General features: G+C 40.3%; 25 protein-coding genes and 1 pseudogene. 21 read left to right on the top strand and 5 right to left on the bottom strand.

The window, feature by feature from the left end; genetic code table 11:
* Window positions 1-36 precede the first annotated feature (36 nt).
* Window positions 37-1,872, top strand: a complete 1,836-nt coding sequence (typA, locus tag FTT77_RS14075; RefSeq protein ID WP_111884800.1) for a translational GTPase TypA — start codon at window positions 37-39, stop codon at window positions 1,870-1,872.
* Window positions 1,873-2,162: 290 nt separating this feature from the next.
* Complete coding sequence (gene mscL, locus FTT77_RS14070; RefSeq protein WP_078192339.1) at window positions 2,163-2,594, top strand: large conductance mechanosensitive channel protein MscL; 432 nt, start codon at window positions 2,163-2,165, stop codon at window positions 2,592-2,594.
* 113 nt (window positions 2,595-2,707) lie between these two features.
* Here the strand turns inward: mscL and FTT77_RS14065 are convergent, their stop codons facing one another.
* Both FTT77_RS14065 and mutM read right to left on the bottom strand, forming a co-directional pair.
* Window positions 2,708-2,992 (bottom strand): peptidylprolyl isomerase, encoded by a 285-nt coding sequence (locus FTT77_RS14065; RefSeq protein WP_086198859.1) that lies wholly within the window; start codon window positions 2,990-2,992, stop codon window positions 2,708-2,710.
* Window positions 2,989-3,843: a bifunctional DNA-formamidopyrimidine glycosylase/DNA-(apurinic or apyrimidinic site) lyase gene (mutM, locus tag FTT77_RS14060; protein ID WP_180059797.1), complete on the bottom strand. Its 855-nt coding sequence runs from the start codon at window positions 3,841-3,843 to the stop codon at window positions 2,989-2,991. Before mutM ends, FTT77_RS14065 begins: the two co-directional genes overlap by 4 nt.
* Window positions 3,844-4,232: 389 nt before the next feature.
* Between mutM and FTT77_RS14055 the strand changes: the two genes are divergently transcribed.
* The 4 genes from FTT77_RS14055 to FTT77_RS14040 all read left to right on the top strand — a co-directional run bounded on the left by FTT77_RS14055 (window position 4,233) and on the right by FTT77_RS14040 (window position 9,745).
* Complete coding sequence (locus FTT77_RS14055; protein WP_180109452.1) at window positions 4,233-5,486, top strand: carbohydrate porin; 1,254 nt, start codon at window positions 4,233-4,235, stop codon at window positions 5,484-5,486.
* An 18-nt stretch (window positions 5,487-5,504) separates the two neighbouring features.
* Entirely contained in the window at window positions 5,505-7,610 is a 2,106-nt protein-coding gene (locus FTT77_RS14050) for a TonB-dependent receptor (protein ID WP_180109451.1), read from the top strand.
* A 12-nt stretch (window positions 7,611-7,622) separates the two neighbouring features.
* Window positions 7,623-8,738 carry an NADH:flavin oxidoreductase/NADH oxidase gene (locus FTT77_RS14045; protein WP_180066340.1) on the top strand — a complete coding sequence of 372 codons (1,116 nt, stop codon included), beginning with the start codon at window positions 7,623-7,625 and terminating at the stop codon, window positions 8,736-8,738.
* A gap of 77 nt (window positions 8,739-8,815) precedes the next feature.
* Window positions 8,816-9,745, top strand: a complete 930-nt coding sequence (locus FTT77_RS14040) for an AEC family transporter (RefSeq protein WP_180055562.1) — start codon at window positions 8,816-8,818, stop codon at window positions 9,743-9,745.
* Window positions 9,746-9,817: 72 nt separating this feature from the next.
* Here the strand turns inward: FTT77_RS14040 and FTT77_RS14035 are convergent, their stop codons facing one another.
* Entirely contained in the window at window positions 9,818-10,624 is an 807-nt protein-coding gene (locus FTT77_RS14035) for a tetratricopeptide repeat protein (protein WP_180027264.1), read from the bottom strand.
* Window positions 10,625-10,873: 249 nt separating this feature from the next.
* On the opposite strand from FTT77_RS14035, the gene FTT77_RS14030 reads away from it, so the two are divergent.
* Together FTT77_RS14030 and FTT77_RS14025 are read left to right on the top strand one after the other, a co-directional pair.
* Window positions 10,874-11,119: a hypothetical protein gene (locus FTT77_RS14030; RefSeq protein WP_078191141.1), complete on the top strand. Its 246-nt coding sequence runs from the start codon at window positions 10,874-10,876 to the stop codon at window positions 11,117-11,119.
* A 207-nt stretch (window positions 11,120-11,326) separates the two neighbouring features.
* A pseudogene (locus FTT77_RS14025) lies at window positions 11,327-12,508 on the top strand (sorbosone dehydrogenase family protein).
* 83 nt (window positions 12,509-12,591) lie between these two features.
* On the opposite strand, the gene FTT77_RS14020 reads toward FTT77_RS14025, so the two are convergent.
* Window positions 12,592-13,842 (bottom strand): YgcG family protein, encoded by a 1,251-nt coding sequence (locus tag FTT77_RS14020; protein WP_180027262.1) that lies wholly within the window; start codon window positions 13,840-13,842, stop codon window positions 12,592-12,594.
* 99 nt (window positions 13,843-13,941) lie between these two features.
* Window positions 13,942-14,670, bottom strand: a complete 729-nt coding sequence (locus tag FTT77_RS14015) for a folate-binding protein YgfZ (protein WP_180027261.1) — start codon at window positions 14,668-14,670, stop codon at window positions 13,942-13,944.
* A gap of 623 nt (window positions 14,671-15,293) precedes the next feature.
* Between FTT77_RS14015 and acnD the strand changes: the two genes are divergently transcribed.
* The 13 genes from acnD (at window position 15,294) to FTT77_RS13950 (ending at window position 25,648) form a co-directional block, all read left to right on the top strand.
* Window positions 15,294-17,912 carry a Fe/S-dependent 2-methylisocitrate dehydratase AcnD gene (acnD, locus tag FTT77_RS14010; RefSeq protein ID WP_180027260.1) on the top strand — a complete coding sequence of 873 codons (2,619 nt, stop codon included), beginning with the start codon at window positions 15,294-15,296 and terminating at the stop codon, window positions 17,910-17,912.
* Between the two features lie 82 nt (window positions 17,913-17,994).
* Complete coding sequence (locus tag FTT77_RS14005) at window positions 17,995-18,903, top strand: hypothetical protein (RefSeq protein ID WP_180027259.1); 909 nt, start codon at window positions 17,995-17,997, stop codon at window positions 18,901-18,903.
* 67 nt (window positions 18,904-18,970) lie between these two features.
* Window positions 18,971-19,201: an antitoxin gene (locus FTT77_RS14000; protein WP_078191134.1), complete on the top strand. Its 231-nt coding sequence runs from the start codon at window positions 18,971-18,973 to the stop codon at window positions 19,199-19,201.
* Window positions 19,201-19,620 (top strand): type II toxin-antitoxin system VapC family toxin, encoded by a 420-nt coding sequence (locus tag FTT77_RS13995; RefSeq protein WP_078192327.1) that lies wholly within the window; start codon window positions 19,201-19,203, stop codon window positions 19,618-19,620. Before FTT77_RS14000 ends, FTT77_RS13995 begins: the two co-directional genes overlap by 1 nt.
* A gap of 39 nt (window positions 19,621-19,659) precedes the next feature.
* Window positions 19,660-19,896 carry a hypothetical protein gene (locus tag FTT77_RS13990; protein ID WP_143221616.1) on the top strand — a complete coding sequence of 79 codons (237 nt, stop codon included), beginning with the start codon at window positions 19,660-19,662 and terminating at the stop codon, window positions 19,894-19,896.
* Window positions 19,897-20,023: 127 nt separating this feature from the next.
* Window positions 20,024-20,599: a DUF4126 domain-containing protein gene (locus tag FTT77_RS13985; RefSeq protein WP_111884815.1), complete on the top strand. Its 576-nt coding sequence runs from the start codon at window positions 20,024-20,026 to the stop codon at window positions 20,597-20,599.
* Window positions 20,600-20,773: 174 nt separating this feature from the next.
* Window positions 20,774-21,238, top strand: coding sequence for a DUF2569 domain-containing protein (locus FTT77_RS13980; RefSeq protein WP_180082307.1), 465 nt, complete (start codon window positions 20,774-20,776; stop codon window positions 21,236-21,238).
* A 217-nt stretch (window positions 21,239-21,455) separates the two neighbouring features.
* A complete protein-coding gene (locus FTT77_RS13975; RefSeq protein WP_078191130.1) occupies window positions 21,456-21,665 on the top strand; it encodes a hypothetical protein in 210 nt (69 codons plus the stop codon).
* Between the two features lie 105 nt (window positions 21,666-21,770).
* Window positions 21,771-22,028: a hypothetical protein gene (locus FTT77_RS13970; protein WP_180027257.1), complete on the top strand. Its 258-nt coding sequence runs from the start codon at window positions 21,771-21,773 to the stop codon at window positions 22,026-22,028.
* A gap of 752 nt (window positions 22,029-22,780) precedes the next feature.
* Window positions 22,781-23,023: a DUF6868 family protein gene (locus FTT77_RS13965; RefSeq protein WP_078191128.1), complete on the top strand. Its 243-nt coding sequence runs from the start codon at window positions 22,781-22,783 to the stop codon at window positions 23,021-23,023.
* Between the two features lie 106 nt (window positions 23,024-23,129).
* Entirely contained in the window at window positions 23,130-23,834 is a 705-nt protein-coding gene (locus tag FTT77_RS13960) for a DUF1003 domain-containing protein (RefSeq protein WP_180027256.1), read from the top strand.
* Window positions 23,835-24,438: 604 nt separating this feature from the next.
* On the top strand, window positions 24,439-24,897 hold the full coding sequence (locus FTT77_RS13955) for a GIY-YIG nuclease family protein (RefSeq protein ID WP_180055553.1): 459 nt from the start codon (window positions 24,439-24,441) through the stop codon (window positions 24,895-24,897).
* Between the two features lie 85 nt (window positions 24,898-24,982).
* Window positions 24,983-25,648, top strand: coding sequence for a pseudouridine synthase (locus FTT77_RS13950; protein WP_180109450.1), 666 nt, complete (start codon window positions 24,983-24,985; stop codon window positions 25,646-25,648).
* Window positions 25,649-25,909: the final 261 nt, after the last annotated feature.

The raw sequence follows: 25,909 nt of genomic DNA, 5'->3' as shown, positions 1-25,909 counted from the left end.
TAATTTGCCCTCAAACTTTAGGCGTATCGAATTCACATGTCAGATATTAAAACTCTCCGTAACATTGCCATCATCGCGCACGTCGACCATGGTAAAACTACTCTTGTAGACAAACTTTTACAGCAATCAGGTGCTCTTGGCGATCGCGCAGGCGAGATCGAACGTGTAATGGATTCTGGCGCTATTGAAAGTGAACGTGGTATTACCATTCTTGCAAAAAACACTGCAATCAAATGGTTAGACAAGCGTACTAACACTGAATACCGTATCAATATCGTGGATACCCCGGGACACGCCGACTTCGGTGGTGAAGTAGAACGTGTAATGTCAATGGTTGACTGCGTACTTCTTCTTGTTGACTCTCAAGAAGGCCCAATGCCACAAACTCGTTTTGTAACGCAAAAAGCGTTCGCACGTGGTTTGAAACCAATCGTAATTATTAACAAAGTCGACAAGCCAAACGCTCGTCCAGACTGGGTAATTGACCAAGTATTCGATTTGTTCGACAACCTTGGTGGTTCTGACGAACAGTTAGACTTCCCAGTTGTATATGCTTCAGGTCTTCGTGGTGTGGCTGGTCCATCTCCAGAAGAACTTGCTGAAGACATGACTCCATTGTTCGAAACAATTGTAGACATCGTTGAACCACCAGCAGTTGACGTTGACGGTCCATTCCAAATGCAAGTGTCTTCACTTGACTATAATAGCTTCGTAGGTGTTATCGGTGTTGGTCGTATTCAACGTGGTTCAGTGAAATTAAACACTCCTGTAACTGTAATCGACAAAGACGGTAAAACACGTAACGGTCGTATCTTAAAAATCATGGGTTACCATGGTTTAGAGCGTATCGATGTTGAATCAGCTTCTGCTGGTGACATCGTTTGTGTAACGGGTATTGATGAACTTCATATCTCTGACACAATCTGTGATCCAAAAGCAGTTGAAGCTTTACCTGCACTTTCTGTAGACGAACCTACAGTATCGATGACTTTCCAAGTAAACAACTCACCGTTTGCTGGTAAAGAAGGTAAATTCGTAACTTCACGTAATATCCGTGAACGTCTAGATCGCGAATTGATTCACAACGTAGCATTACGTGTTGAAGATACTGACAGTCCTGACCGTTTCAAAGTATCTGGTCGTGGTGAGCTTCACCTTTCAGTTCTTATTGAAAACATGCGTCGTGAAGGCTTCGAAATGGGCGTATCACGTCCACAAGTAATCATCAAAGAAATTGATGGTGAAAAACAAGAGCCATACGAAAACGTAACGTTTGACGTTGAAGAGCAGCACCAAGGCGCTGTAATGGAACAAATGGGTCACCGTAAAGGTGAAATGACCAATATGGAAGTTGACGGTAAAGGCCGTATCCGTATTGAAGCAACAGTTCCTTCACGTGGTTTGATTGGTTTCCGTTCTGAATTCTTAACTATGACTTCAGGTACAGGTATCATGACTTCAAGCTTCTCGCACTACGGTCCTATGAAACAAGGTACTGTTGCGAAACGTCAAAATGGTGTGTTGATTTCTATGGTTCAAGGTACTTGCTTGGGCTATGCACTTTTCAGCTTACAAGACCGTGGCCGTCTATTTGCTAAACCTCAGTTAGAAGTTTATGAAGGTATGATCGTTGGTATTAACTCGCGTTCAGATGACATGACTGTTAACCCAACTAAAGCGAAACAGTTAACTAACGTACGTGCTTCTGGTACTGATGATGCGTTGACTCTCGTTCCGCACATTGAATTTACGCTTGAACAAGCGCTTGAATTTATTGAAGACGACGAATTAGTTGAAGTAACGCCTAAGTCAATCCGTATCCGTAAACGCTGGTTGACTGAAAACGAACGTAAACGTAACCGTAACGGTTAATTTTACAGTTTCAAAAAAACCGCTGACTTAGGTTAGCGGTTTTTTTATGCATGGGTGTTTTGAATAAAAATGCAAAAATTGAATGACTTTATTCATTTAATTCGACATGTATAATTTTGATAAATCCCTTTTAATAGAATGTATTACCAAAATCAAAAATGTTTTGTGTGAATTTTTATACATGGTATTTAGAATCTAATATAAACCAAGTAAATTAGGTGGAAATAGTTATACAGATATAATGTATACTTCGTCACAAAATTAAAGCTGAAAAAATTTCTGGAGATCACATGAGTATTATTCAAGAATTTAGAGAATTTGCCGTAAAAGGCAACGTGATGGACTTGGCTGTAGGTGTCATCATTGGTGGTGCTTTCGGTAAAATCATCGATTCCATGGTAAAAGACATTATCATGCCTTTTATTTCTTGGATCCTTGGTGGTGACGTTGATTATTCAAATTGGTTCTTAGTATTGGGCGATAATCCAAATAACCTCACCACGCTCAAAGCAGCACAGGATGCAGGCCTTAATGTGTTGGCTTACGGTAACTTCTTAACTATCTTAATCAACTTCTTGCTTTTGGCATGGGTCGTATTCTGGTTAGTGAAATTGATGAACAAATTGCGCCGTCAAAAAGTTGAAGAGCCAGCTCCAGAGGCGACTCCAGAAGATATCGAATTACTTCGTGAAATTCGTGATGAATTAAAACGTAAAGGTTAATCCTTTAGCATTTAAAATGGCACTTTGAAGTGCCGTTTTTTATTGAATCCCTTCCGACCTCCATTTTAAAAAGGGAGGAGAATTCCTTCTTTTCAAAGGGGGGATTTAGGAGATTAAAAATCCATCCGAAACTTAATTTCTAACAAATGCCAGCCAAACTGGCTTTTGATCGGGCCATGCAGTTCACGTTCGGGCAAAGTAAAAACTGCCTTATCAATTGGACCAACCAGTTGGCCTTTTTTAATGTCGCCAAGCTCACCGCCTTTTTTACCCGAAGGGCATGTCGAATGCTGCTTTGCAATTTTGGCAAAGTCCGCACCGCCTTTGATTTTCTTTTTCAGTTGCTCACATAGTTCTTTATCTTTAACTAATATGTGGCGAACAATCGCAGACTTCATGCGTTATTTCCTTTCACGGTTTTCTTACTCAGCATTTTAACCTTTTTTAAAGGCTGACACTCTGGGCAAAACACCGATGCACGTTGCCCTAGTTTGATATTTTGCAAGATGGTTTCACAGTTGATGCACATTTCACCGGCACGTCCGTAGGCGAGCAGAGTTTGTTGGAAATAACCATTTTCGCCCATCGCATTGGTGTAATCACGTAACGTCGAACCGCCTAAATCAATTGCCTGTTTTAAAATGCGTTTGATTTCGATGACCATTTTTTCAACTTGTTCAAAACTCAAACTTGATGCAGGCTGCGCAGGGTGTATGCCTAAGTTAAATAAGCTTTCCGTTGCATAGATATTGCCGACACCAACCACAATATGATTGTCCATGATCGACACTTTGATACCGGTCTGTTTATTTTTAAATTTTTGGAATAAGTATTCAGCATTAAACGCATCACTCAGCGGTTCAGGGCCAAGCGTGTCAATCAGTTTGCTTTGAGATGATGCATCTAACCATAAAATACAGCCAAAACGGCGCGGATCATGATAGCGTAATTGCATATCTTCAAAATGAATCACCAGATGATCATGCTTTCGTAATGCTTCATGACCTTCACAAATCCGAAAACTGCCAGACATGCCCAAATGCCATAGCATGCTGTCCTGTTCAAATTCAGCCAAAATATATTTTGATCGACGGCTGAGCTGAAGCAGCTTTTGTCCGACGAGTTTTTGAATGTCGTCAGGAATAGGCCAACGCAGGCTCGACTGAAAAACCTCAACTTTGAGAACCTTTTCATTTAATAATGGCAATAAACTGGTTTTAGTGGTTTCTACTTCTGGTAATTCAGGCATATAGGTCGAAGCAATGGGTCATTCAAGTTATGCATACTATTGGGCCTAGCCCTACAGAATGCAAGTTTCATGGCGGTCTGAGTAAAAGGTTAAACAGGTTGTAGGTTATTTATTGTGAGAATAATAAACCAATAAGTCACGATAATGAGTTTAAGTAAGCGATCAGAATTTTAAAATTTAATTTTTCAAAAATATAAGGTGTTGAAAAATAACAATTAAAATAATTATATAACAATAGATTTATTTAAAATCATTTATCGATAAATTAAAGTTTTGTGAATGATAAAAATAATGCTGAGATAGAACGTGAAAAATTATGTAATTTTTGTGACATTAGATTTCAAGCCTTGTGGCTTGTCTAGAGACTCTCTCCAGATTTAGGTTTTACCATGAAAAAATACAGTCTAGCTTTTCTACCTGCATTTGTTGCAGCAGCCATGACACATGTTCACGCCGCAGAAGCATTCGACACTAAAGGTCAGTACATGCTCGGGGATTGGGATGGTAAACGTACCGAACTTGCACAACAAGGTGTGAAGTTTGAGGCCAATATTGCTGCTGATGCTGCCTATCTTGCCGATGGCGGTCGTAATCCGGGACATTCAGCAACGGTAGCCAGCCAATTGTGGTTAGGTACACAGCTTGATATGGAAAAACTCGCAGGTTGGGGTGGTGTGACTGTGCGTGCTGTAATGACTGCTCGTCAAGGTCAAAGTACCTCAGTTCGTGATTTGCAAGGAGATGTTCCTCAATTGGCAAATGCACAAGCCAATTTTGGTCGTGGTAATCAGAAAACTCGCTTATCTGAACTGTCTATTGAAAAGCAATTTAAACAGCAAGGCTTAAGCATTAAAGCAGGCCGTTTAGGTTTGGGCATGGACTTTAACGTGACGGGCTGTGACTTTGCCAGTACTGCATTTTGCGCTGCGCAAATGGGTAAATGGCAAGGCAATATTTGGATGAATACCCCAGTTTCACAGTGGGGCGCACGTGTGAAGCAAGAGCTTAGCCCAGAACTTGCTGTACAAGCGGGTGTGTATGAATACAACCCTGAAAATGCTTTGGAACGCCATGGTTGGAATTTGGATACCGATGATGCCGATGGTGTAACTATTCCTGTAGAAATCATTTGGACACCGAAAGCATTGGTGAATGGCTTACCGGGCAGCTACCGCTTTGGTGCGATGTACAACACTGCAGATAATGTAAAAAATCAAAAAGACATTATTTCGGGTGAAGCTGAAGATCGTACCTTTGGTGGTTGGGTAGCGATTGAGCAACAGTTAACGTCTACAGGTGAAGGCAAACGTGGTTTGCATAGCTTTGCCAATTTTACTTGGCATGATCGTGTCACCACAAAAGTTGATAACTCACAGCAGTTGGGTTTGAAATACATTGGATTGGCCGATCGTTTACCTAACGATATGGTTGGCTTGGGCGTGAACCGTGTACATGTCAATGATCGACTTTCTGCTGAGAAATTTGATGCAAGTGCAGAATATAATGTCGAGTTGAACTATAGCCATAACCCGACGAAATGGTTGATGATTCGCCCTAGTTTACAATATGTGATTAACCCAGGCTCAACAAATCGAGTTGATGATGCTTTCCTAATTGGTTTAAGCTCTAAGGTAATCTTCTAATGTCAAAATAGGTGCTCTATGCAAAGTAAATTTAACGTCACATCATTTAAGACACATTTACTTTGCCTGACGGCATGTATTAGCCAACAGCTGTATGCAGAAACAGGTTCTACGGAACCTGTTTTACTTCCTGAGATTACCATTGAAGCACCACGAACCAATACCACGTGGTTAAAAACACCTGCATCGGTATACCGTGTACAGCAGGCTGAAAATAATAACAATACGGGTGTAAATCTGTCCGAAACCTTAAAAGGTGTGCCCGGCCTGCAACTGAATAACCGTGAAAACTACGCACAAGACTTGCAACTGTCTATGCGAGGCTTTGGCGCACGTTCAACATTTGGTGTGCGTGGTATCCGTTTATATGTTGATGGAATCCCTGCGACCATGCCGGATGGTCAGGGACAGACGTCAAATATCGATATGAGTAGCTTAAATCATATCGAGGTATTGGGCGGGCCATTTTCCTCTTTATATGGTAACTCTTCGGGTGGGGCGATTTTAACAACGACCAAGCAAGGTACTGGAAAAGACTCCATCGAACTCGGCTATTCAGGCGGCAGTCATAATAAAAGCCGTGCTGATATTGTGCTGCAAGGTGGCTCAGAACAGGCCAATGAACCTAGCTATGTTGTGAGTTCTTCTTATTTTGAAACCGATGGCTACCGTGATCATAGTGCTGCAAATAAGGTACTCAGCAATGCAAAACTGACGTGGGATTTGGATGATGGTTCCAAGGTCAATTGGATTGTGAATCATGTGGATATCAATGCCGATGATCCACAAGGTCTGAATCGGGAGCAATTGCGTCAAAATCCGAAACAAGTTAATGATGCCAATAATACCTATGATGTACGTAAGGAAATTAGCCAAACTCAAACTGGGTTGACGTGGAAAAAACCATTGAATGAGCAGCATGAACTCAATGCAATGGTGTATATGGGGCAACGTGATGTGGTGCAGTATCAGTCCATCCCCAAAAATCCACAAAATAATGCGCGCCATGCAGGTGGTGTGATTGATTTTAGCCGTGATTATTATGGAACAGATATTCGCTGGACAGGCAAAGACCTTTTGCCGAATACGCGTTTTACTGCAGGCCTTGCCTTTGATTATATGGATGAAGACCGTAAGGGCTATGAAAATTTTGATGCCAATGGAAATTTTGGCAAGAATGGCAATATTCGTCGAAATGAAAATAACACCTTGTGGAATTTAGATCCCTATGTCCAAGCTTCGTGGAATTTTTTACCCAATTGGACTTTAGATACAGGGCTACGATATAGCAATGTTCATTATGAATCTGACGATAAATATGTCGTGGGTTTAAATAAGGATGACAGCGGTAAAACCGACTATGACAAAGTTTTACCTTCAGCAGCATTAAGTTGGAATATTGCGCCTCAACTGAATGCCTATGCCAGTTATGCCAAAGGTTTTGAAACACCGACCTTTACAGAAATGGCCTATTCTAAAGATGACGGTATGAATTTTGATTTAAAACCGGCCAGTAGCGATAACTACGAGCTTGGGCTTAAATCACAAAATGCATTGGGGAATTTCACTGCAGCGGTGTTCCAAAGCAAAACTCAAGATGACATCGTCTCTGCAGGAAGTATCAATGGTCGTGCAACCTATAAAAATGCCGATAAAACCTTACGTGAAGGTGTGGAGCTTTCGTGGAATAAACAGCTATGGCGAGATTTAAGCGCGCAAGCAAGTTACAGTTATATCGATGCCACTTTTGATGCCGCAATTCCTGACAGTGATGTCGTCAAAGGCACCTATATTCCGGGTATTGCCAAAAACCAAGCGTTTGCCGCACTGAATTGGCTGCCAGATATTGGCTTTAATGCCGGCCTAGATGTTCGCTATATGGATAAAGTCTATGTCGATGATGCCAACAGTGATGCTGCGTCGAGCTATACCGTGGTTTCTGCCAACGCTGGTTATGTGTGGAAACAAGCAGATTGGAAAGTTAAAACCTATGTACGTGTAGATAATTTGTTTGATGAAAACTATGTCGGTTCAGTGATCGTCAATGATGGAAATGGACGCTTCTTTGAACCCGCGGATGGTTTGAATTGGAGTGCAGGATTAAGTGTGACCAAAGCCTTCTAAAAGGAGAGTAATGTGGCGTTGTTATTTCAACCAATTCAGTTTGGAACATTGGGGCTGACTAATCGAATCGTGATTGCACCCATGTGTCAATATTCTGCCAATGAGCAAGGGGAGTTAAGCTATTGGCATGAGCAACAATGGGCGAATTATGCCTTGTCAGGTGCCGGACTATGTATCATCGAGGCAACGGCCGTACAGGCAGAGGGGCGCATTAGCTATGCAGACCTCGGCCTTTGGAATGATATGCAACGTGCACAGATGAAGGCACTATTGGCCAAGGTGAAATCACTTTCACCTATGCCATTTGCTATCCAACTGGCACATGCGGGTCGTAAGGCATCGACAGATAAACCGTGGGCAGGACGTGGACAATTACCTCCAAATCATCCTCAAGGATGGCAAACTGTGTCAGCCAGTGATTTGCCCTTTAATGCCACAGATCATGCACCCCATGCTTTAAGCCGAGATGAAATCCAGCAGATCATTCAAGACTTTGCCGATTCAGCAAAACGTGCGGTAGATGCAGGCTTTGACTTAATTGAGCTACATGCTGCACATGGTTATTTGCTGCATCAATTTATGTCACCATTGTCGAATCGGCGTAGCGATGAATATGGTGGCAGTCTGGAAAATCGCATTCGGCTGACGCTTGAAGTGTTCCAAGCCATGAAAAATGCCGTTCCTGAAGATTATCCAATTGGGGTACGTATTTCCGCAACTGACTGGATGGAATATACTGAAGCACCGAGTTGGGATCTAGACTCGGCAATTGGCTTGTCAAAAGCGCTTGCACAACTAGGAACAGCCTATATTCATGTTTCTAGTGGCGGCTTAGATGTTGCGCAAAAAATTCAATTACAAGCCAGTTATCAAGTGCCTTTTGCTGAAGCCATTAAGCAAGCCGTTCAGGTTCCCGTAATTGCTGTGGGTTTAATTACCGAAGCAATGCAAGCCGAAGGCATCTTACAATATGGTATGGCAGATGCGATTGGTCTAGCTCGTGCAATTCAATATGACCCGCGTTGGCCATGGCATGCTGCTGCAGAACTCGGTGAAAATTTAAAAATTTCTCCGCAGTACTTACGCTGTCAGCCGCATGCACAAAGAAGTCAATTTACGGCTTTCTAATTTTCAAAATAGAGGTCCGATCCACACTCTCAGGTTGAGGGTGTGGATGGAAGAGTCTATTACACAGGATATTTCGTATGGTCTTTGAGGTGATTGGTCCAATCTTTTTTCTTTTGGCCTTGGGATATCTGTCGGTAAAATGCAGTTTATTGAGTAAAGAACAGGTCGGAACCATTGGTGCATTTGTGATTAAGATTGCACTGCCGGCTTTGTTTTTTCAGTCATTAGCTTCTAAAGATTTGCATCAAATTTGGTATCCCGGCTATTTTTTTGTTTATACCGGAGTCACGTTTTTACTGTATGGTATGGCCTATTGGCTATTGTCGACACATTTTAAAAATAATATGTCGCAAACTGCGGTACTGTCATTAGGCGCTGGCATGTCAAATACAGGCTTAATTGGCACTGCAGTCCTAAGCTTATTGGTCGGTCAAAATGCGATGACCTATACCTCATTAATCGTCATCATTGAAAGTGTGCTGCTGATTCCAACGGTGCTGGTCCTTGCGCAATTAGGAAGTTCACAGCAAAAAGCCAATATTGGCGACATCATCAAAAATACCTTATTAACCCTGTTAAAAAATCCACTCTTTGCAGGGGTAATGCTAGGGATTGGGTTTGCAATTTTCCAAATTCGTTTGCCTCATCAAATCAATGATGTACTAGCGATGTTAGGTCAAACGGCTTCACCACTGGCACTGTTTGCAATTGGTGGAGGGATTGTCGGTATGAGCTTAAAGTATGTGAATGCTCAGAGCTTCTATTTGGTGATTTCAAGCAACTTGGTGATGCCTTTACTGACTTATTTAGGCTTACGTTATTTGACCGATGTCAGCCAAGAGATGTTATATGCAGGGACGATTATTGCCGCATTACCGATGCCGACGATTTTTGCCATGCTAGGACAAGTGTATGGCTTAAATGAAAAGACCTTAACGCCTTTGTTGATGAGTACTATCTTGGGCTTTGTCGTAACAGGTGTATTAATCAGTCTGTGGTGGGCGTGATTTTGATCAGCTCAAGATTTGCTTAAACCCATGAAAAAGCCCTGCATGTGCAGGGCTTTTTTTAATGCTCAATTAACTCTTTTTCGCATTGGCTTTAGGTGCTTTGGCTTGTTCAGCAATCATTTTATCCACGGTTGCCAAAGATTCTTTGGCTTGCGGAATATTTTCTTTGGCTAATGCGCTAAATATTTTTTTAGCTTCAGGCAAATTTTGCGGGATGATATTGCCATTTACAAACATATTGCCCACTGCCATCAATGCAGGGACATAACCTTTTTTCGCTAACTCTTGAATGCTATTTAGACCTTGCTGAATAGGCTTTTCATTTTTAGCTTTAAAGCCAGCACTGATGTCATAAAGCGCTTTGGCATGAATCGCAGGGTAGTTGCCTTTTTTAATCAGCGGATCAAGTTTGCTGAGTGCCAATTTATCTGACTCAGGCTTATTTTCTGCAAAAAGTAAAATGGCATAGTCGATGGAGGCATCGTCAAACCCTGCCGAAGATGCGCGTTCTAAATATTGTTTGGCCTTATTGGTATCTTGTTTTAAGCTCAGTGTGCCCGTTGCATAATTTTTACCTAAAACATAGTTAGCAACTGGGTAACCTTTGGCTGCAGCCTGTTCATAGAGTTGGATGGCTTTTTTCTCATCCTTCGCTACGCCTTGACCTGTTTGAGTAAGATAGCCCAAATTATAAATGGCCTGAGCATTACCTTTTGCTGCAAGCTTGCTCAGTGTCTGGTAGGCACCATTCATATCTTTGGCCTTGACCATAGCTTCCACTTTAGCAAATTCAGGATCGACGGCATCTGTTTTAGTTTCAGCAAAAGCCAATTGAGCGCTCATTGCTATAATGCTTGCGAGTAGGATTTTTTTCATCTTGAAACCTTTTGTAAATCATACACATAATTCCGTTTATGTGTTTTGGTGGTTATTTTTGTCGGTTTTTACATCATAGGTAGATTTACGTAAATGTAAAGTGAGGAATTGTGATTTAAAGCGTTTTTATAAAATAATGTTGATTGCCCTTAGCGCTTTAAATGCCATGACTTTATTGCATCAAAAGCCTTTGCAAAAAAGCAGGACTCTGATTTAATCGCGCATTGTTATTTTCTCAGAGGCAGCGCGATGTTTATTAAAGGCATTAAACGCAATTACGATAAAATCAATGCAGATGAATCGATTGCAGATGAAGATAAAATAGATGCGCTTTTGATGAAACTGGGTGCAGAGTTTTTAGTCAGTAAAGAGGATCGGGTTTATATTTTCAAAAAAGGCGATTTAGAAGCTAAATTTGATGCCAAACATGCGCGCGCCTATCATTTTAAAGAATATGTATGCAAAGATATGAATAAGTTATTTCATGGATTTTGATTAAAATCATGATTTAAAAACGAAGACGTGAGGGGGGAATAAAGTTCCTCCTTATTTTAACTGTTGTGTACTGTAACAGCGTATGTGATTAAAAAAACTTTAATTTTCAAAAGTATAATATTTTCTAAAAATATAAATTGAATAAAATAGATACAAGGCATCTATGATGAATACAGATATACATGATTCATTGAGATGTATTTAAATATGATAAAAATAAGCGCCATCTTGATCCTTGGTTTCGTCTGTTCAATGACCAGTTGGGCTCAACAACCCAAGCTTGTACCTCATCCAATCCATTTAAAAAATGGCAAGCAGTTTTCATTAAATTTGCCTGCAAATTTCGAGATCATTCCTGCTGCTGAAGGTCTCAAACGGGTACGCTTTTTTGCGCAAGCGCCTGATCGCAGAATGTTTGTCACGGATATGTATGATCTAACAGATAATAAAAAAGGTACTGTCTATATATTGGATGATTGGAATGCTGACACAGGTAAATTTGGCAAAATCATTCCTTATTTGACTGGTTTGAGAAATCCAAATTCAGTTCAGTTTTATACCGATGCTCAAGGACAGGATTGGCTCTATTTGGCGGAAACGCACCAACTGACACGGCAAAAATTCAACAAAGGAGAAACTCAGCCTTCGAGTAAGGCTGAAGTTTTAGCGACATTTCCCGATTATGGTTTGAGTTATAAATACGGCGGTTGGCATCTGACGCGGACGATTGCAGTCGGTGGAAATGGAAAGATTTATGTGTCGGTTGGCTCGAGTTGTAACGCCTGTGTAGGAAAAGAAAAAGTGCGAGCCTCAGTCATCGAGATGAATCCTGATGGTTCAGAGCAACGGATGTATGCGACAGGTTTGCGTAATGCAGTTGGATTAAAATGGATCGGTAGATTTCTATTTGCGACCAATCAAGGTTCTGATCATTTGGGAAGTAAAAAGCCTGATGAAACTTTTTATGCGTTAAAGCGGGATGCCGATTATGGCTGGCCCGCATGTTATTCATGGCTGGGCAAAGTCTTAGCTGATCCGAAATTTAAACGTGCATCTGGCTGTAAAAATGTTCCATCGCCCTATGCTTATTTTTCTTCACATTCCTCTGCATTGGGTTTTGATTATTTTGATGATCCAAACACGGACGATACGATTAAAAATGCTTTTTTAGTGGCTTTGCATGGTTCTACCGACGCAGCCATTGGTCATGGCTATCAAATTACAATTATGCGCAAAGGACAAAAGCTAGAAACCTTTATGGATGGTTTTTTAGTCGGTAAAACGGTGCATGGGCGACCTGCGGATATTTAGCGAATTGATGCAAATTCCTTTTATTTTTCGGATGATCGGGGTGGGGTGGTTTATTTTGTGAGGGAAAAAAATGAGTGATATAAAAGCCAAAATTTTTAGGCTTTGGCTTTAAATGATTGGATTTTAAAAATTACGATTTAATCGCAACTTCGTTTTAGGTATTACCATGAACCCGAGGCGCCACCACCACCTGAGCTTCCTCCTGATTCTCTTGAAGAAGAGGAAGAACTACTTGAGCTGCTTCCTGATGAAGAACTGCTGCTTGACGATGAAGAGCTGTAACTAGAGGAAGAAGACTGACTTGATTCGTTCGTTCTATTGAAAGGATTTAAACGCTCATATTGTTCATCCAACATTTTTTGACGTGCTTTTTCTTGTAAATATTGATTATAAAAAGCAGTGAGATAGGTATTTTCAGTACCTGCTCTGAATCGATATAAAAACACTGCATATCTTAATAAAAGCAAAATAAAACAAGTGGTTATGGTTGTTAATATAATGAATGATATTTGAGGATAGAATTCGATGAAGTAAAAAATGCCGAAGCCAAATAAAGCAAAAATCTGAAGTGGTAAGCTGTATAAAATAGTTTTAAGTAACCTGTATTGTTCATTGAAGGGAAGAAATATAGTCAACATAAAAGGGGCATAAAGAGGAATAGATGCGCAAAGTAAAAATGCAATTTTTTCAAAATTTAAATAACCAAAAATCAAAAGATGAATAAAAATTTCAAAGATAAGGAGTCCAATAAAAGCACCTAAGGCACCATTAGTACCAAATTTAATAATCACTTTTGTGTAACACCAATAGAGTGGGATACACAATAAGAATGATAGAAATATTCCAGCTGTTGTTTTTAGAATGTGATCTATTTTTTGATCTTCGTTTTTAGGTTTACCAAGAGTAATTGATTTATCTAGTAACTTTTTTTGTGTTTCTTTAAAGCCATTAAAATAGTCATTATTTTGGAAATTTGGAGCGAGGGTGTGTCGAATTATGCGCCCAGCTTCTATATCAGTTAAATCTCCCTCTAAACCATAACCTACCTCGAACCGTATTTTACGATCATCTTTTGCAACCAAAAGTAGTAAGCCGTTATCGAGCTTTTCATTGCCAATTTTAAGTTTATTGAATATCTCAAGTGCATATTGATCAATAGCTTTTCCATTGGTCGAGGGAATCATCAAAATTTTAAAGTCGACATGCTTTTGCTGATAAAGCTGCTCGTTTTGATTTTTTAACTGGGCAATTTCATCGCGGGAAAGCGAATTGGTTTGATCGACCACATTGCTATTTTGTAGCTCTTCCAATACCGCTGAATTTATCTCGGCATAAATATTTGGCGATATAAAACAACTAATGAGAATGAGGCAATTCAATAAGAAAAAGCGAAATGGAAAAGGGATAAGCATTTTTATAAATCTTTATATTTTGTTGTAATTTTAAATAGTAATCAGAATAAGAGCCAAACAGCTTTTGTAATTTGGCTCTTATTTTAAAAATTAAGATGTTTAAGCAGGTCTCGCCACATCACCATTCAATGCTTCAGGCAAGGCTAAAACTGTCACATCTAACTCTTCCAAAGCTTCTGGACGTGCCACCACTAAAGCTACATAACCATTTTCTACAGCCGCGCTATTGACCACTTGTACGCCTTTATTCAGCTGTTCGCCTTGTGCAGGCGCAGTTCCTGTGCCTTGAATTGCATGCAACCAAGCTTTTGGTTTGGCTTTAAACCATAAACGTGCAATCACTTCCTGACCCAAATAACAGCCTTTGTCATAGTGGACGCCTTCACGCTGATGTAGACGTAACTCTTGCGGTTGGAACACATGTTCAATCGCTTGGTCAATATAGGCTTGGCCTGCTTGAATGGCTTGAATTTCCCAAGCGGCGATATCTGTTGCTTCAGTTGCGAAGGTTGTTGTGTTTTCAGTCAAGGCCGGGAAAACTGCACCGGCTTCTTCCAGTTTCATTTTTGAAAAAGCGCCGAATTTTTTAATGTGTTTGGCAAATTCTTCGGCTTGATCTGCCGTTGTGACAATCTCAAAACTTTCAGGACTGTGTTTGGTCAGCCACAGGCCAAAATGAATGCGGCCTTTCAGGTCGCAGATCACGGTATAGCGGGTTTGATTTTCTTCCAGACGCTCCGCATGCAAAGTGACTTGGCCTTGCAGGAATTTTTGTGCGTCTACACCGTTTAAGGTGAATTTTTGGAAGCTGAGGGAAGCGTCAGTCATAAGATCGCCTATGCAAAATGCTGAAATATATATGGACTGAAATATAGCACATAGTCAGGCTGCGCTGAGGCAGGCCAGCGCTGAAAATAAGCTTTAAATAAGAAGAAAACGCTGCGCAGAAATCTGCTGCAGCGTGTGATGTAAAAACGAGCATTGCCCCATCAAAAGCACAAACAGGCCTGCGGTGCAGGAATACGCCCCGCGCAATGCAGCGGGACTGAAAATCTAGAGCGGCTATGCAGAGTTTAAATATGAATACAGCGCAGAAATATCCCTAAATAGAGAGAAGTAATCAAAATATTACGTTTAACACCATGATGCGGCAGAGCCGAATAAAGCGCGCGCAGCCAGCGAACCGGCAGGAAAATACTGTTTGAATGCTGATATAAGACTAAAGAAGGGGCTTAAAATCGGATGAATTTTCGGCAAATGCGGAATTTAGAGTGAATATTCCAAAGTTAATGTAACTAAATATTTCCAAAACCCCTGTTTTTATAATTAACTATATGAAATATATAAGATTTGGGAAATGGGTTTTCGGCAGTGTAGTATGCCTATCGAACAAAGATGAATTGTCTATGAAAAAGACAACGCAAAAATGAAAGACTGAGGGCAGGAACGCTATGAACAACAACTACCGTAAACCGCTGCAAGGCACCCAGCTAGAATACTTCGATGTGCGCCAAGCCGTAGAAGATATTCAGCCAGGCGCATACGCAAAACTCCCATATACATCTAAAGTCCTTGCAGAGCAGCTGGTGCGTAAATGCGACCCTGCAATCTTAGAACAGTCATTAAAAGAACTGATTAACCGCAAACAAGACCACGATTTCCCTTGGTACCCTGCGCGTGTGGTGTGCCATGACATCCTTGGTCAAACCGCCTTGGTTGACCTTGCAGGCTTGCGTGATGCGATTGCAGACCAAGGCGGCGACCCGTCAAAAGTCAATCCTGTAGTGCCGACTCAGCTGATTGTTGACCATTCTCTAGCTGTAGAGTTTGGCGGTTTTGACCCTGACGCATTTGAGAAAAACCGCGCGATTGAAGACCGCCGTAACGAAGACCGTTTCCATTTCATTGAATGGACCAAAACAGCCTTTGAAAATGTTGATGTGATCCCTGCGGGCAACGGTATCATGCACCAAATCAACTTGGAAAAAATGTCTCCAGTGATTCAAAACCGTGATGGTCTGGCATTCCCAGACACTTGCGTGGGCACAGACTCACATACGCCGCATACTGATGCCTTGGGCGTAATTTCTGTCGGTGTCGGCGGTTTAGAAGCTGAAAATGTGATGCTGGGACGTGCATCTTGGATGCGTCTGCCTGACATCATTGGTGTAGAACTTGTAGGTCAGCGTCAAGCAGGCATTACCGCAACCGATATCGTATTAGCGCTCACAGAATTCTTACGTAAAGAACGTGTGGTCGGTGCTTATTTAGAGTTCTTCGGTGAAGGTGCTGACAGCATGTCAGTGGGTGACCGTGCAACGATCTCGAATATGACCCCTGAATACGGCGCAACGGCTGCAATGTTCTACATCGATCAAAACACCATTGATTACCTAACGCTGACAGGCCGTGAAGCGGATCAAGTGAAATTGGTTGAAGGCTATGCCAAAGAAATCGGTCTTTGGGCGTCAGATATGACCGCAGCGGAATATCCGCGTGTACTGCGTTTCGATTTGTCGAAAGTGACTCGTAATATAGCAGGGCCATCGAACCCGCATGCGCGTGTATCAACAGCAGACTTAAAAGCCAAAGGTATTGCAGGTAACTTAGACGCAGCGCGTGCGCAAGAAGCGGAAGGTTTAATTCCAGATGGCGCGGTGATCATCGCTGCAATTACTTCATGTACCAATACCTCTAACCCGCGTAATACCGTTGCGGCAGGCTTACTAGCACGTAAAGCCAATGAATTGGGCTTAGTACGTAAACCGTGGGTGAAATCATCTTTTGCACCGGGTTCTAAAGCCGCTGCTTTATATCTCGAAGAAGCAGGTGTACTCGGTGATTTAGAGAAACTTGGCTTTGGTATCGTAGCCTACGCATGTACCACATGTAACGGTATGTCAGGCGCTCTAGACCCTGTGATTCAGCAAGAAATTATTGACCGTGATGTGTACGCAACGGCGGTACTTTCAGGTAACCGTAACTTTGACGGCCGTATCCACCCATACGCAAAACAAGCATTCTTGGCGTCTCCGCCTTTAGTTGTGGCGTATGCCATTGCAGGAACGATTCGTTTTGATATCGAAACTGATTCACTCGGCAATGACAAAGACGGTAATCCAATTTACTTGAAAGATATTTGGCCGTCTGATGCTGAAATTGATGCACTGGTAAAAGAAGCGGTGAAGCCTGAACAGTTTAAGAAAGTGTATATACCAATGTTTGATTTGGGTGAGCGTGAAAAAGCGGCAAGCCCACTATACGACTGGCGTCCGCAAAGTACTTATATCCGCCGTCCGCCGTATTGGGAAGGGGCTTTGGCTGCACCACGTACACTTGCAAATATGCGTCCGCTTGCGATCTTGCCTGACAATATCACCACTGACCATTTATCGCCTTCAAATGCGATCATGATGGATTCGGCAGCGGGTGAGTACCTGCATAAAATGGGCGTGCCTGAAGAAGACTTTAACTCATACGCAACCCACCGTGGCGACCATTTGACTGCACAACGTGCAACATTTGCGAACCCGAAATTGTTTAATGAAATGGTGGTTCGTTCTGACGGTACGATCAAGCAAGGTTCAAAAGCGCGCGTAGAGCCAGAAGGCGAAGTGATGCGTATGTGGGAAGCGATCGAAACTTATATGAATCGTAAGCAGCCGCTGATCATCATTGCAGGTAAGGACTACGGTCAAGGTTCGAGCCGTGACTGGGCTGCTAAAGGTGTGCGCCTTGCAGGTGTAGAAGTGATCGTGGCAGAAGGTTTTGAGCGTATTCACCGTACTAACTTAGTAGGTATGGGCGTGCTGCCGCTTGAGTTTAAAACGGGTACAGACCGTAAAACTTTGAAGCTGGATGGTACTGAGCTGTATAGCGTGATTGGCAATATCGCGCCGCGTTCTGACCTGACTTTGGTGGTTGAGCGTTCGACGGCAGACGGCAAAAATGAAATTATTAAAGTGCCTGTGACTTGCCGTTTAGACACTGAAGAAGAAGTGCATGTGTATGAAGCGGGTGGTGTATTGCAGCGCTTTGCACAGGATTTCTTGGAAGGAAATGTGGCGTAATTTAAAATAAGTCCTTTTAATACTTGAAATAATTCAATAAAGCCATATGTCAGATATGGCTTTATTTTTTGGAAAATGAAAAATGTCTCTTTTAAGAGAAATTCAGAACGATGCAGTAAACTCTAATATTAAAGTTTCTGATTTATTAAGAAGATGTAAAGTTTTAGCTTATCGATTGGGAAATGAAGATTTTAAAACATGGGTTGATTCAGAGCTTAATGGATATGAATCGTTGGATGGTATTCCTTCTTATCGAATTTATAACGATGTTAATTCAAAAGGTCATTTTTCAGGTGCATTTGGATCTGGGCTAAGAAATGCTGACATTCCATCAAATTGCTTTCCTAAAGAATTTCGAAAGAATTTAACAACGGTTTCATTAACTGCTCCAATTGCTGAATTTGAGTCACTAGTAATAAATGCTAAAAAGGGTAAACTGTTACAACAACCGTGGGACGCAAATTTTGTGGCTATGTTTAGCAATAAAATTTATAAGAATATGGTGTGTGTACAGGCTTGGAAAGTTATACCTTCTACAAAATTAGAGGGGATTATTGATATTGTAAAAACAAAAATATTAAATTTCGTATTAGAAATAGAAGTTATTAATCCTGAAGCTGGAGAAGCAAAATTGAATACGAATCCTATCCCACAAGATAAGGTGAGTCAGATTTTTAATATAAATATTTCAGGAAATGTTGGGAATTTAGCTTCAGGGAATAGCAACAGCGGTATTCAACAATCTACAAATAATGAAATTCCAAAAGAATTCTTGGAGATAATTACTAAGATTCAGGAAGAAAATAGTGATGAAAACTCTGTTTTACAAGAGCTAGAGAATAAAGTAGAAGAGCTAGGACGGAATGTTGGAACTGTAAAATATAGTGAAAAATATAAGGAATTAATAAGTTTTATGTCTGATCATGCAACTGTTGTTAGTGGATTAATTTTGCCTGTTTTGCCATATTTAAGTTCATTATTAAATATATAGTATTGATTGAAAAATATTCAAAAAATACCCATCATAAGGTATATATCAAAACTTATGGAGTCGCTTTATGACTACAGCAAAAGTTTTTATGACAGGTCGCAGTCAAGCTATTCGGTTACCTAAAGAATTTCGCTTTGAAGGCAAGGAAGTTGAAATCTTCCGCCGTGGTGACGAAGTCATATTGCGTGAAAAACCGGTCACAGCAGATCAATTATTTAAAGTTTTGGCACAAATGCCAGACGACTTTTATGCAGAAACAAGAGTGGATGAACCACCGCAAGAACGAGAAGAGTTCTAATGCCAACACAATATTTATTAGATACCAATATTTGTATTTACATCACCAAGCATCAACCCGAAATTGTCCGTCAGCATTTTGAAAAACATTTACCTGACGGCAATATTTTTATTTCAGTGATTACTTTGGGGGAACTTCGCTTTGGTGCGGAAAAAAGCCAATGGAAAGACAAAGCTTTCAAAGTTATCGATGAATTAACTTCAATCATTCCTGTTATAGAGTTAGATGAACACACCGCCGTACACTATGCTCAAATTCGAAAACAGTTAGCGCTTCAGGGGCAAATAATTGGCAATAACGATTTATGGCTAGCTGCTCATGCACGATCAAATAATTGGGTCATGGTCACAAACAATGAAAAAGAATTTCTGCGTGTAGACGAACTGCAAGTAGAAAACTGGCTCAGCAAATCTCTGTAAACCCACCAAAATTTCCATTCGAAATTATGCTTTGCCTAAATGCCATTATCAATTGTCGAAATGACCAATAGACATTCATCACAAGAGGGTTATACTGAATCTACCATTTCTAAAAACACATGGAGAACAAAAATGGTTACTGCTGGTCAAAAACCCGGAACAGGCTTCTATTTTTGTGTTCAATGCGGACACCGCGTCTACTTAGAAATTGGTACTGATCGTTTACCACCGTGTACCAAATGCCAAGGCAATCAATTTAACAATAAGAATGCTTAAGCTGCAAAACACTAACAGTTATCCGCTGTTTAGAAAGAAAAGCCCTATCACTCGATAGGGCTTTTTGCTAACGTATAACACAGCATATATAAAAACAAATTGTACGTTTGACCATTCGGAGAAGCCCATGGAAACAATATTAGGACTGTGTATTGGTATTGGCTTAAGTGCTGCCTGTGGTTTCCGTGTCTTTGTACCTTTATTGGTGATGAGTGTTGCTTCCATTTTAGGACTATTCGAACCGATGAAAGGATTCGAATGGTTGTCTATGCCTGCGGTTTGTATTGGCTTAGCAATTGCGACGGTTTGTGAAATTGCAGCTTACTATATTCCTTGGGTAGATAATGCGCTCGACACCATTTCAACACCTGCAGCCATGATTGCAGGGACCATTGCCACAATGGCAGTCAGCTCAGGTGAAATGTCACAGTTTGCCAGTTGGGCTGCAGCAATTATCGTGGGTGGTGGTACAGCAACAGCAGTGCAAATGAGTACTGTCGCTGCGCGTGGTGTATCTACCGCAACCACAGGTGGCGTTGCAAACCCCATCTTATCTACAGGAGAATGGATTGGTGCTGCAGTCTTGTCAGTATTGGCCTTTTTAGTTCCATTTTTTGTTGTGATCTTAGTGATTGCAATCGTGATCTGGCTGGTTCGCCGCATTCGTCAGAAACGAACTGTACAGGTCGACACCCCTTTATAAACCAATCAACATTTCACTCTAAAATGAATCCATCTTTTAGAGTGAGTGATCTGCGTTATGCTTAATAAATATAGAAATAAAAATCCGAAACTGAGTTTTTCAGCGTTTGATAAAGATTATTAAAATTATGAGAAGTGATACAAAAAAAAGAACAATCAGAGGAATTTAAAAGGTTTGGGCGGGTGGCTTATTGTGTTGGGGATAAAAATTGTCCTATCACTACTATTGCTTTCATTTGATATTTATAGCCTATATCAACTTTTTCAAAATGAGGCGTTAAGTCAAATAAGTGATCAAAAATCGGAACTTTATTATCCAACTCTGATGTATTTACTCTATATAGAAAGCATCTTAAATATTGTATTTTTCTTACTTTCAGTTTGTGCTGTCTACTTATTTTTTAGTAAGCATCTTTACTTTCCAACATTCTATATTACGTTTATGGCAAGTTTTTTATTGGTACAGTTATGTGATAGTGCCATTTTGAGTGTGCTATTCAGTGATAAAAATGCATTTGATACAGAGACCATCATGCAGTTAGCGACGAGTACTATGGGTTGTCTGATTTGGACGCCGTATTTGTTGATGTCAGTTCGAGTGAAAAATACCTTTACTCAACATTCAAAGCACTCGGCTTAAGCACATAAATTTGATCAAACAATTGCAACTATCTGTCCTAAAAGAGCACATCATTCTGCGTTTAAGTCATCCAAGAGACGCCTAAAAATATCTTTAAAATATGGTTGATTTTTGAACAATAAAGGCATAATTTTATTATGTGATTATAAATCACATAATTTTTATATGGATTTATTAATCATTTGAATTTTATAAAAAATAATGAGGGGAATGGTAGATGATTAAATTTATAGTGGATGAAAATGCCTTAACGAATGGCTCGCATTTAATTCACAATGGTACGCAAGGATGTGTAGACATGCCGCAATTTGACCAGCAAATATTGATTGGTTATTTTGCCAATTTCGAACTCGCTTATAAGCGTGCACGAATGAGCTGGCCAACAGAAAAAGTTGTCGGTTGCGATAAATGCTGTAGTCAAAGCTAGAAATTCAACATGCATTAACCTTGAAATAAAGCTGTATATCCAAGAAAAATGGCGCAGAAATTGCTAACTAAAAAAGGTAATCGCGTTATTAATAGGATATACAGCATGACCACAGAAACCATCCGTTCTACAAAATATCCAGCAGAGGCGCATGCCTATGCAGCATGGCCTTTGATCCTGATCATCATTGGTGGTGCGATTGGACTGGTATATGCCGTGATTGCATATCTGATCAATCTCAAAATATATGCATCAGACCTCAGTCGAATGAATAAAATTTTGGCCAATTTACTCTGTGGCATGGCGGCATGTAGTGGTTGGTGGTTTAGCGCACACTGGGTACAAAGCTATTTAGCTCATTGACCAATACCTCGTTGAATAGATCAACCCTAATATCGGCAGAACATGGATAGGCTTAGATCTCTACTCAGAGGACGATACTTTGTGAGTCGTGTTCAACCTAGATGTATGAAGTTAAGGGGGATGAATGCTCAGTGGCTATACATTTTAAGTTTGACGCTGTATTTGCACGTTTGAGCTGTTGTAAAAGAAAATTTTCTTATAATTGGACAAATCTGCAGATAAAAAACGCTGAAATGAGCTGAAAAGATAAAATATCCTGCTAAATCTAAAATGGCTGAAAAAATTTGCTGAATTTGTGGAAAATTAGAAAAACTTAGGAAATTAATCCCGATGCCCTTTGGTTAAAGTATATCTCAAGGGTGTGATAGAGATTGAAAAGAGTAGCATGCTGTCAGTGGTGCAAAACACGCGTACAGTACTCACCCAAAAGGTCTCGATTCAGCTTAGGACGCTATAAACCAGAAGTTTATAGGCTATAAGATCATGACTTATAAAGTGATGATAGTTGAAGTAAACAACATTGTTTTCTCTTATACCACCCCAAAAATTTAAGCCAAAATAAAAAAGAATAATAAATCATTACTCCTTTAATCCGCACAAAACAAACCACACCAGTTAAATCAGCACAAGCTCAAAGATCGTCAGGCATCTCTCTTAAAAATAGTCCAAATCTAAGCGGAAATTTAAAAGCAATATTCAATTGCTCGAAAGGGGCATAAACTAAGGATAAAAATACGCTTAGGAGATTTGCCATGAACTTGAGTCATTTAAGCGATTTCTTGCTGTATAGCTTAGTGATTAACTATCTGATTTTAATCATTTGGTTTGTGGTATTTGTCTTTGCTAAAGATTGGATGAAACGCCTGCATGGGCAGTGGTTTAAGCTGAGCGATCAGCAGTTTGACGCTATTCATTATGGTGGAATGGCTGTCTATAAAATTGGTATTTTACTTTTGAATTTAACCCCCTATATTGCATTGCACTATCTAAAATAGGCTTAACCATAAAAAATACTGAGTGTAAAAGCACAAGCTGCTTGCATTAAATTTAGGCAAAACAGTATGCTCAAAAGAACATAAAATTCAATTGGGCAAGGCAAGAATGAACGGGAAAGTAGAATGCCGTACTTGTTTGGTGTGCAAAAAAAGTTTCCCACTGAAAAATATGATTCCAATGGGAATCGTGCGTAAAGTCATTACAGAAGAAATTGCACAGGATTTTCCTGAATCTGGTGCTCAGGACTATATATGCCAAACTGATTTGACCAAATACCGTATGCAATATGTACAGTCAATTCTGAACTCCGAACAAGGCGAAGTCTCCAATTTAGAATATGAAGTGCTGAACAGCATGCAGCAGCATGATCTGATTAGCAAAAATGTTGAAGAAAAGCTGGATCAGCAGTGGAGTTTTGGCGAAAGGCTAGCGGATAAAATTGCAACATTCGGCGGTAGCTGGGCATTTCTTATTTGTTTTACATTGTTTTTAGCAGTGTGGATTTTAGTCAATACGGTGGTAATGGTGAAGCATCCTGCTGATCCTTATCCTTTTATTTTGCTGAATTTGATGTTGTCTTGCCTCGCTGCCATACAAGCGCCCATTATTATGATGAGCCAAAACCGTCAAGAAGCTAAAGACCGCATGCGTTCGGAAAATGATTATCAAGTGAATTTAAAAGCTGAATTAGAAATTCGCCATTTACATGAAAAGATAGATCATTTGTTGATGCATCAATGGGATCGTCTTGCCAAGATTCAGGAAATTCAGTTGGATTTACTGTCCGAAATGAGTAAAAAGAAGCAATAGTGTGCTTTGAACAGCATAAATAATTGTTATTTGAGTACTAAGTCTTGGCGAAAATTCTCGGGAAAAGTCATTTATCAGATGGAAAAAATGCTAAAACATGATACAAGAAGAAAATATTTTCAATATATCTTTAAATGTGAAAAATATTTTTAAAATAAGTCAAAAATAGTAATTTTCAGGGAAACAATCCCTCATCGATACCACTACTATATATCTCAAGGGTGTGATAGAGATTGAAAAGAGTAGCATGCTGTCAGTGGTGCAAAACACGAGTACAGTACTCACCCAAAAGGTCTCGATTCAGCTTAGGACGCTATAAACCAGAAGTTTATAGGCTATAAGATCATGACTTACAAAGTGATGATAGTTGAAGTAAACAATACTGTTTTCTCTTACACCCTAAAAAATTTTCAAGAATTCAATCGAATAATAAATCTTTCTATCTTTTTCAAAATTCCAAACTTCGCATTCATTCCCAACAAACTTTGAGCATTGCTGATGTAATAAATATCACGCAGAACAACTCAAACTTAATCTAAGCTTCAGATTGTCCTTTTTCACAAAGTTGTTATGCTTAACTGTCTAAATTTTAAATAATTTTGTTATGGGTTATCTGGATCAATTAATACAGGATTGTCTGCAGGCACAGCAGACTAAAGCTGAGCGTATATTTGAGTTTTCAAGCTTTGATGATCTTGCTCAACATACACTTTATATTTATGTTATAGAGCTAGTCGGTGGCGATATACAGCAGACATATCAAGACTATGCCGCATTTAAGGCATTGAAAACCCATGCCTGTGCCAAGTTAAATCAACCCAATCACATTCTGTATGTTGGATCATCACGAACAGGTATAAAGAGCCGTTTAAAACAACATCTAGGTTTCGGGCCTAAACAAACCTATGCATTGCATTTATCGCAGTGGTTTCAGGGCGAATATCGCATCACACTACATCAGTATCCATCGACCACGAGTGCAAGCATCTTACAGTTACTGGAGGATGATTTATCTCATTCATTAGCGCCAGCCTTTGGTAAATTGGGGACCAATAATCGTTAGGGTTAGACCTGATCGGCCAAAGTCGATTGACAGCGAATTAGTCAGTTGTTATTTTGCCGACATTCTCCCAGTACACAGTCTATCCATGCCTTTAGATCCCAACTTTGTCTATGCGCCGCCTCAAGGTCCTCTACGTATTTTGTATGAAGATGCAGACTTGGTTGTTATCGAAAAACCGGCGGAATTGTTGTCGGTTCCGGGACGTTTGCCTGAGCATCATGACAGTGCCTACCTTCGTGTTTTGGAGCAGTATCCTGCTGCAAAAATTACCCATCGTTTAGACATGGCAACATCAGGCATTTTGATGTTTGCGAAACACCGCGATGCAGAAGTGGCAGTGAGTAAAATGTTCCAAGCGCGGACGGTTCAAAAGCAATATGTGGCTTTAGTTCAGGGCAAACTTGAAGGTGAGGGCAGTGTTGAAGTGCCCCTCATTACGGACTGGGAAAATCGCCCACGTCAGATGGTGCATTTTAAATTGGGCAAACCCTCAAAAACCTTGTATCAAGCCATTAGCTATGACGCAAGCAAGGACATTAGCCGAGTATTATTAACACCAGTGACAGGGCGTTCTCATCAGCTACGTGTACACATGATGCATATTGGGCACCCAATTACAGGGGATCAACTGTATCACCCGAATGCAAAACAGAGCTCACTCGGACGGATGGCGTTACATGCTTGCGATCTGGCATTTACCCAGCCCTTAACCCAACAAGCTGTTCATATTCATTGCGCAGCAGAATTTTAAAGCATATTCATGTGAATGCTCATTGTTCATAAAAACTGCTGCATTGAATTAAAACCTTTGGGACTCGTAAAAAGCGCAGAATATCTACAGCTTTAAATAGGTTTTTCTGCTTAAAAATGATTCATGATATACACTAGATCTCTTTCATAAATCAAAAAACGATCTTCTTTTTGGTTAATATTTGCACTCCGGATTTCTTAGCATTCGTGCATAATCTGCGGATGAAATACATCGATTCAAACAAGCTTTCTGATCCTCAGT

It is taken from the genome of Acinetobacter sp. YH01010, from assembly GCF_013420775.1.
GTDB lineage: Bacteria > Pseudomonadota > Gammaproteobacteria > Pseudomonadales > Moraxellaceae > Acinetobacter > Acinetobacter amyesii.
The sequence above is the reverse complement of the archived record's forward strand: the minus strand, read 5'-3'. Positions and strand labels throughout refer to the sequence as shown.

Bases quoted from the DNA above. Each gene is read 5' to 3' on its own strand.
- FTT77_RS14005 (WP_180027259.1), top strand. From the start codon at position 17,995: ATGTCTCTTTTAAGAGAAATTCAGAACGATGCAGTAAACTCTAATATT.
- FTT77_RS13970 (WP_180027257.1), top strand. From the start codon at position 21,771: ATGACCACAGAAACCATCCGTTCTACAAAATATCCAGCAGAGGCGCAT.
- FTT77_RS14065 (WP_086198859.1), bottom strand. From the start codon at position 2,992: ATGAAGTCTGCGATTGTTCGCCACATATTAGTTAAAGATAAAGAACTA.
- FTT77_RS14055 (WP_180109452.1), top strand. From the start codon at position 4,233: ATGAAAAAATACAGTCTAGCTTTTCTACCTGCATTTGTTGCAGCAGCC.
- mscL (WP_078192339.1), top strand. From the start codon at position 2,163: ATGAGTATTATTCAAGAATTTAGAGAATTTGCCGTAAAAGGCAACGTG.
- mutM (WP_180059797.1), bottom strand. From the start codon at position 3,843: ATGCCTGAATTACCAGAAGTAGAAACCACTAAAACCAGTTTATTGCCA.
- FTT77_RS14015 (WP_180027261.1), bottom strand. From the start codon at position 14,670: ATGACTGACGCTTCCCTCAGCTTCCAAAAATTCACCTTAAACGGTGTA.
- FTT77_RS13950 (WP_180109450.1), top strand. From the start codon at position 24,983: ATGCCTTTAGATCCCAACTTTGTCTATGCGCCGCCTCAAGGTCCTCTA.
- FTT77_RS13960 (WP_180027256.1), top strand. From the start codon at position 23,130: ATGAACGGGAAAGTAGAATGCCGTACTTGTTTGGTGTGCAAAAAAAGT.
- FTT77_RS14050 (WP_180109451.1), top strand. From the start codon at position 5,505: ATGCAAAGTAAATTTAACGTCACATCATTTAAGACACATTTACTTTGC.
- FTT77_RS13955 (WP_180055553.1), top strand. From the start codon at position 24,439: ATGGGTTATCTGGATCAATTAATACAGGATTGTCTGCAGGCACAGCAG.
- FTT77_RS14030 (WP_078191141.1), top strand. From the start codon at position 10,874: ATGTTTATTAAAGGCATTAAACGCAATTACGATAAAATCAATGCAGAT.
- typA (WP_111884800.1), top strand. From the start codon at position 37: ATGTCAGATATTAAAACTCTCCGTAACATTGCCATCATCGCGCACGTC.
- FTT77_RS13975 (WP_078191130.1), top strand. From the start codon at position 21,456: ATGATTAAATTTATAGTGGATGAAAATGCCTTAACGAATGGCTCGCAT.
- FTT77_RS13990 (WP_143221616.1), top strand. From the start codon at position 19,660: ATGCCATTATCAATTGTCGAAATGACCAATAGACATTCATCACAAGAG.
- acnD (WP_180027260.1), top strand. From the start codon at position 15,294: ATGAACAACAACTACCGTAAACCGCTGCAAGGCACCCAGCTAGAATAC.
- FTT77_RS14035 (WP_180027264.1), bottom strand. From the start codon at position 10,624: ATGAAAAAAATCCTACTCGCAAGCATTATAGCAATGAGCGCTCAATTG.
- FTT77_RS14040 (WP_180055562.1), top strand. From the start codon at position 8,816: ATGGTCTTTGAGGTGATTGGTCCAATCTTTTTTCTTTTGGCCTTGGGA.
- FTT77_RS14000 (WP_078191134.1), top strand. From the start codon at position 18,971: ATGACTACAGCAAAAGTTTTTATGACAGGTCGCAGTCAAGCTATTCGG.
- FTT77_RS13995 (WP_078192327.1), top strand. From the start codon at position 19,201: ATGCCAACACAATATTTATTAGATACCAATATTTGTATTTACATCACC.
- FTT77_RS13985 (WP_111884815.1), top strand. From the start codon at position 20,024: ATGGAAACAATATTAGGACTGTGTATTGGTATTGGCTTAAGTGCTGCC.
- FTT77_RS14020 (WP_180027262.1), bottom strand. From the start codon at position 13,842: ATGCTTATCCCTTTTCCATTTCGCTTTTTCTTATTGAATTGCCTCATT.
- FTT77_RS13965 (WP_078191128.1), top strand. From the start codon at position 22,781: ATGAACTTGAGTCATTTAAGCGATTTCTTGCTGTATAGCTTAGTGATT.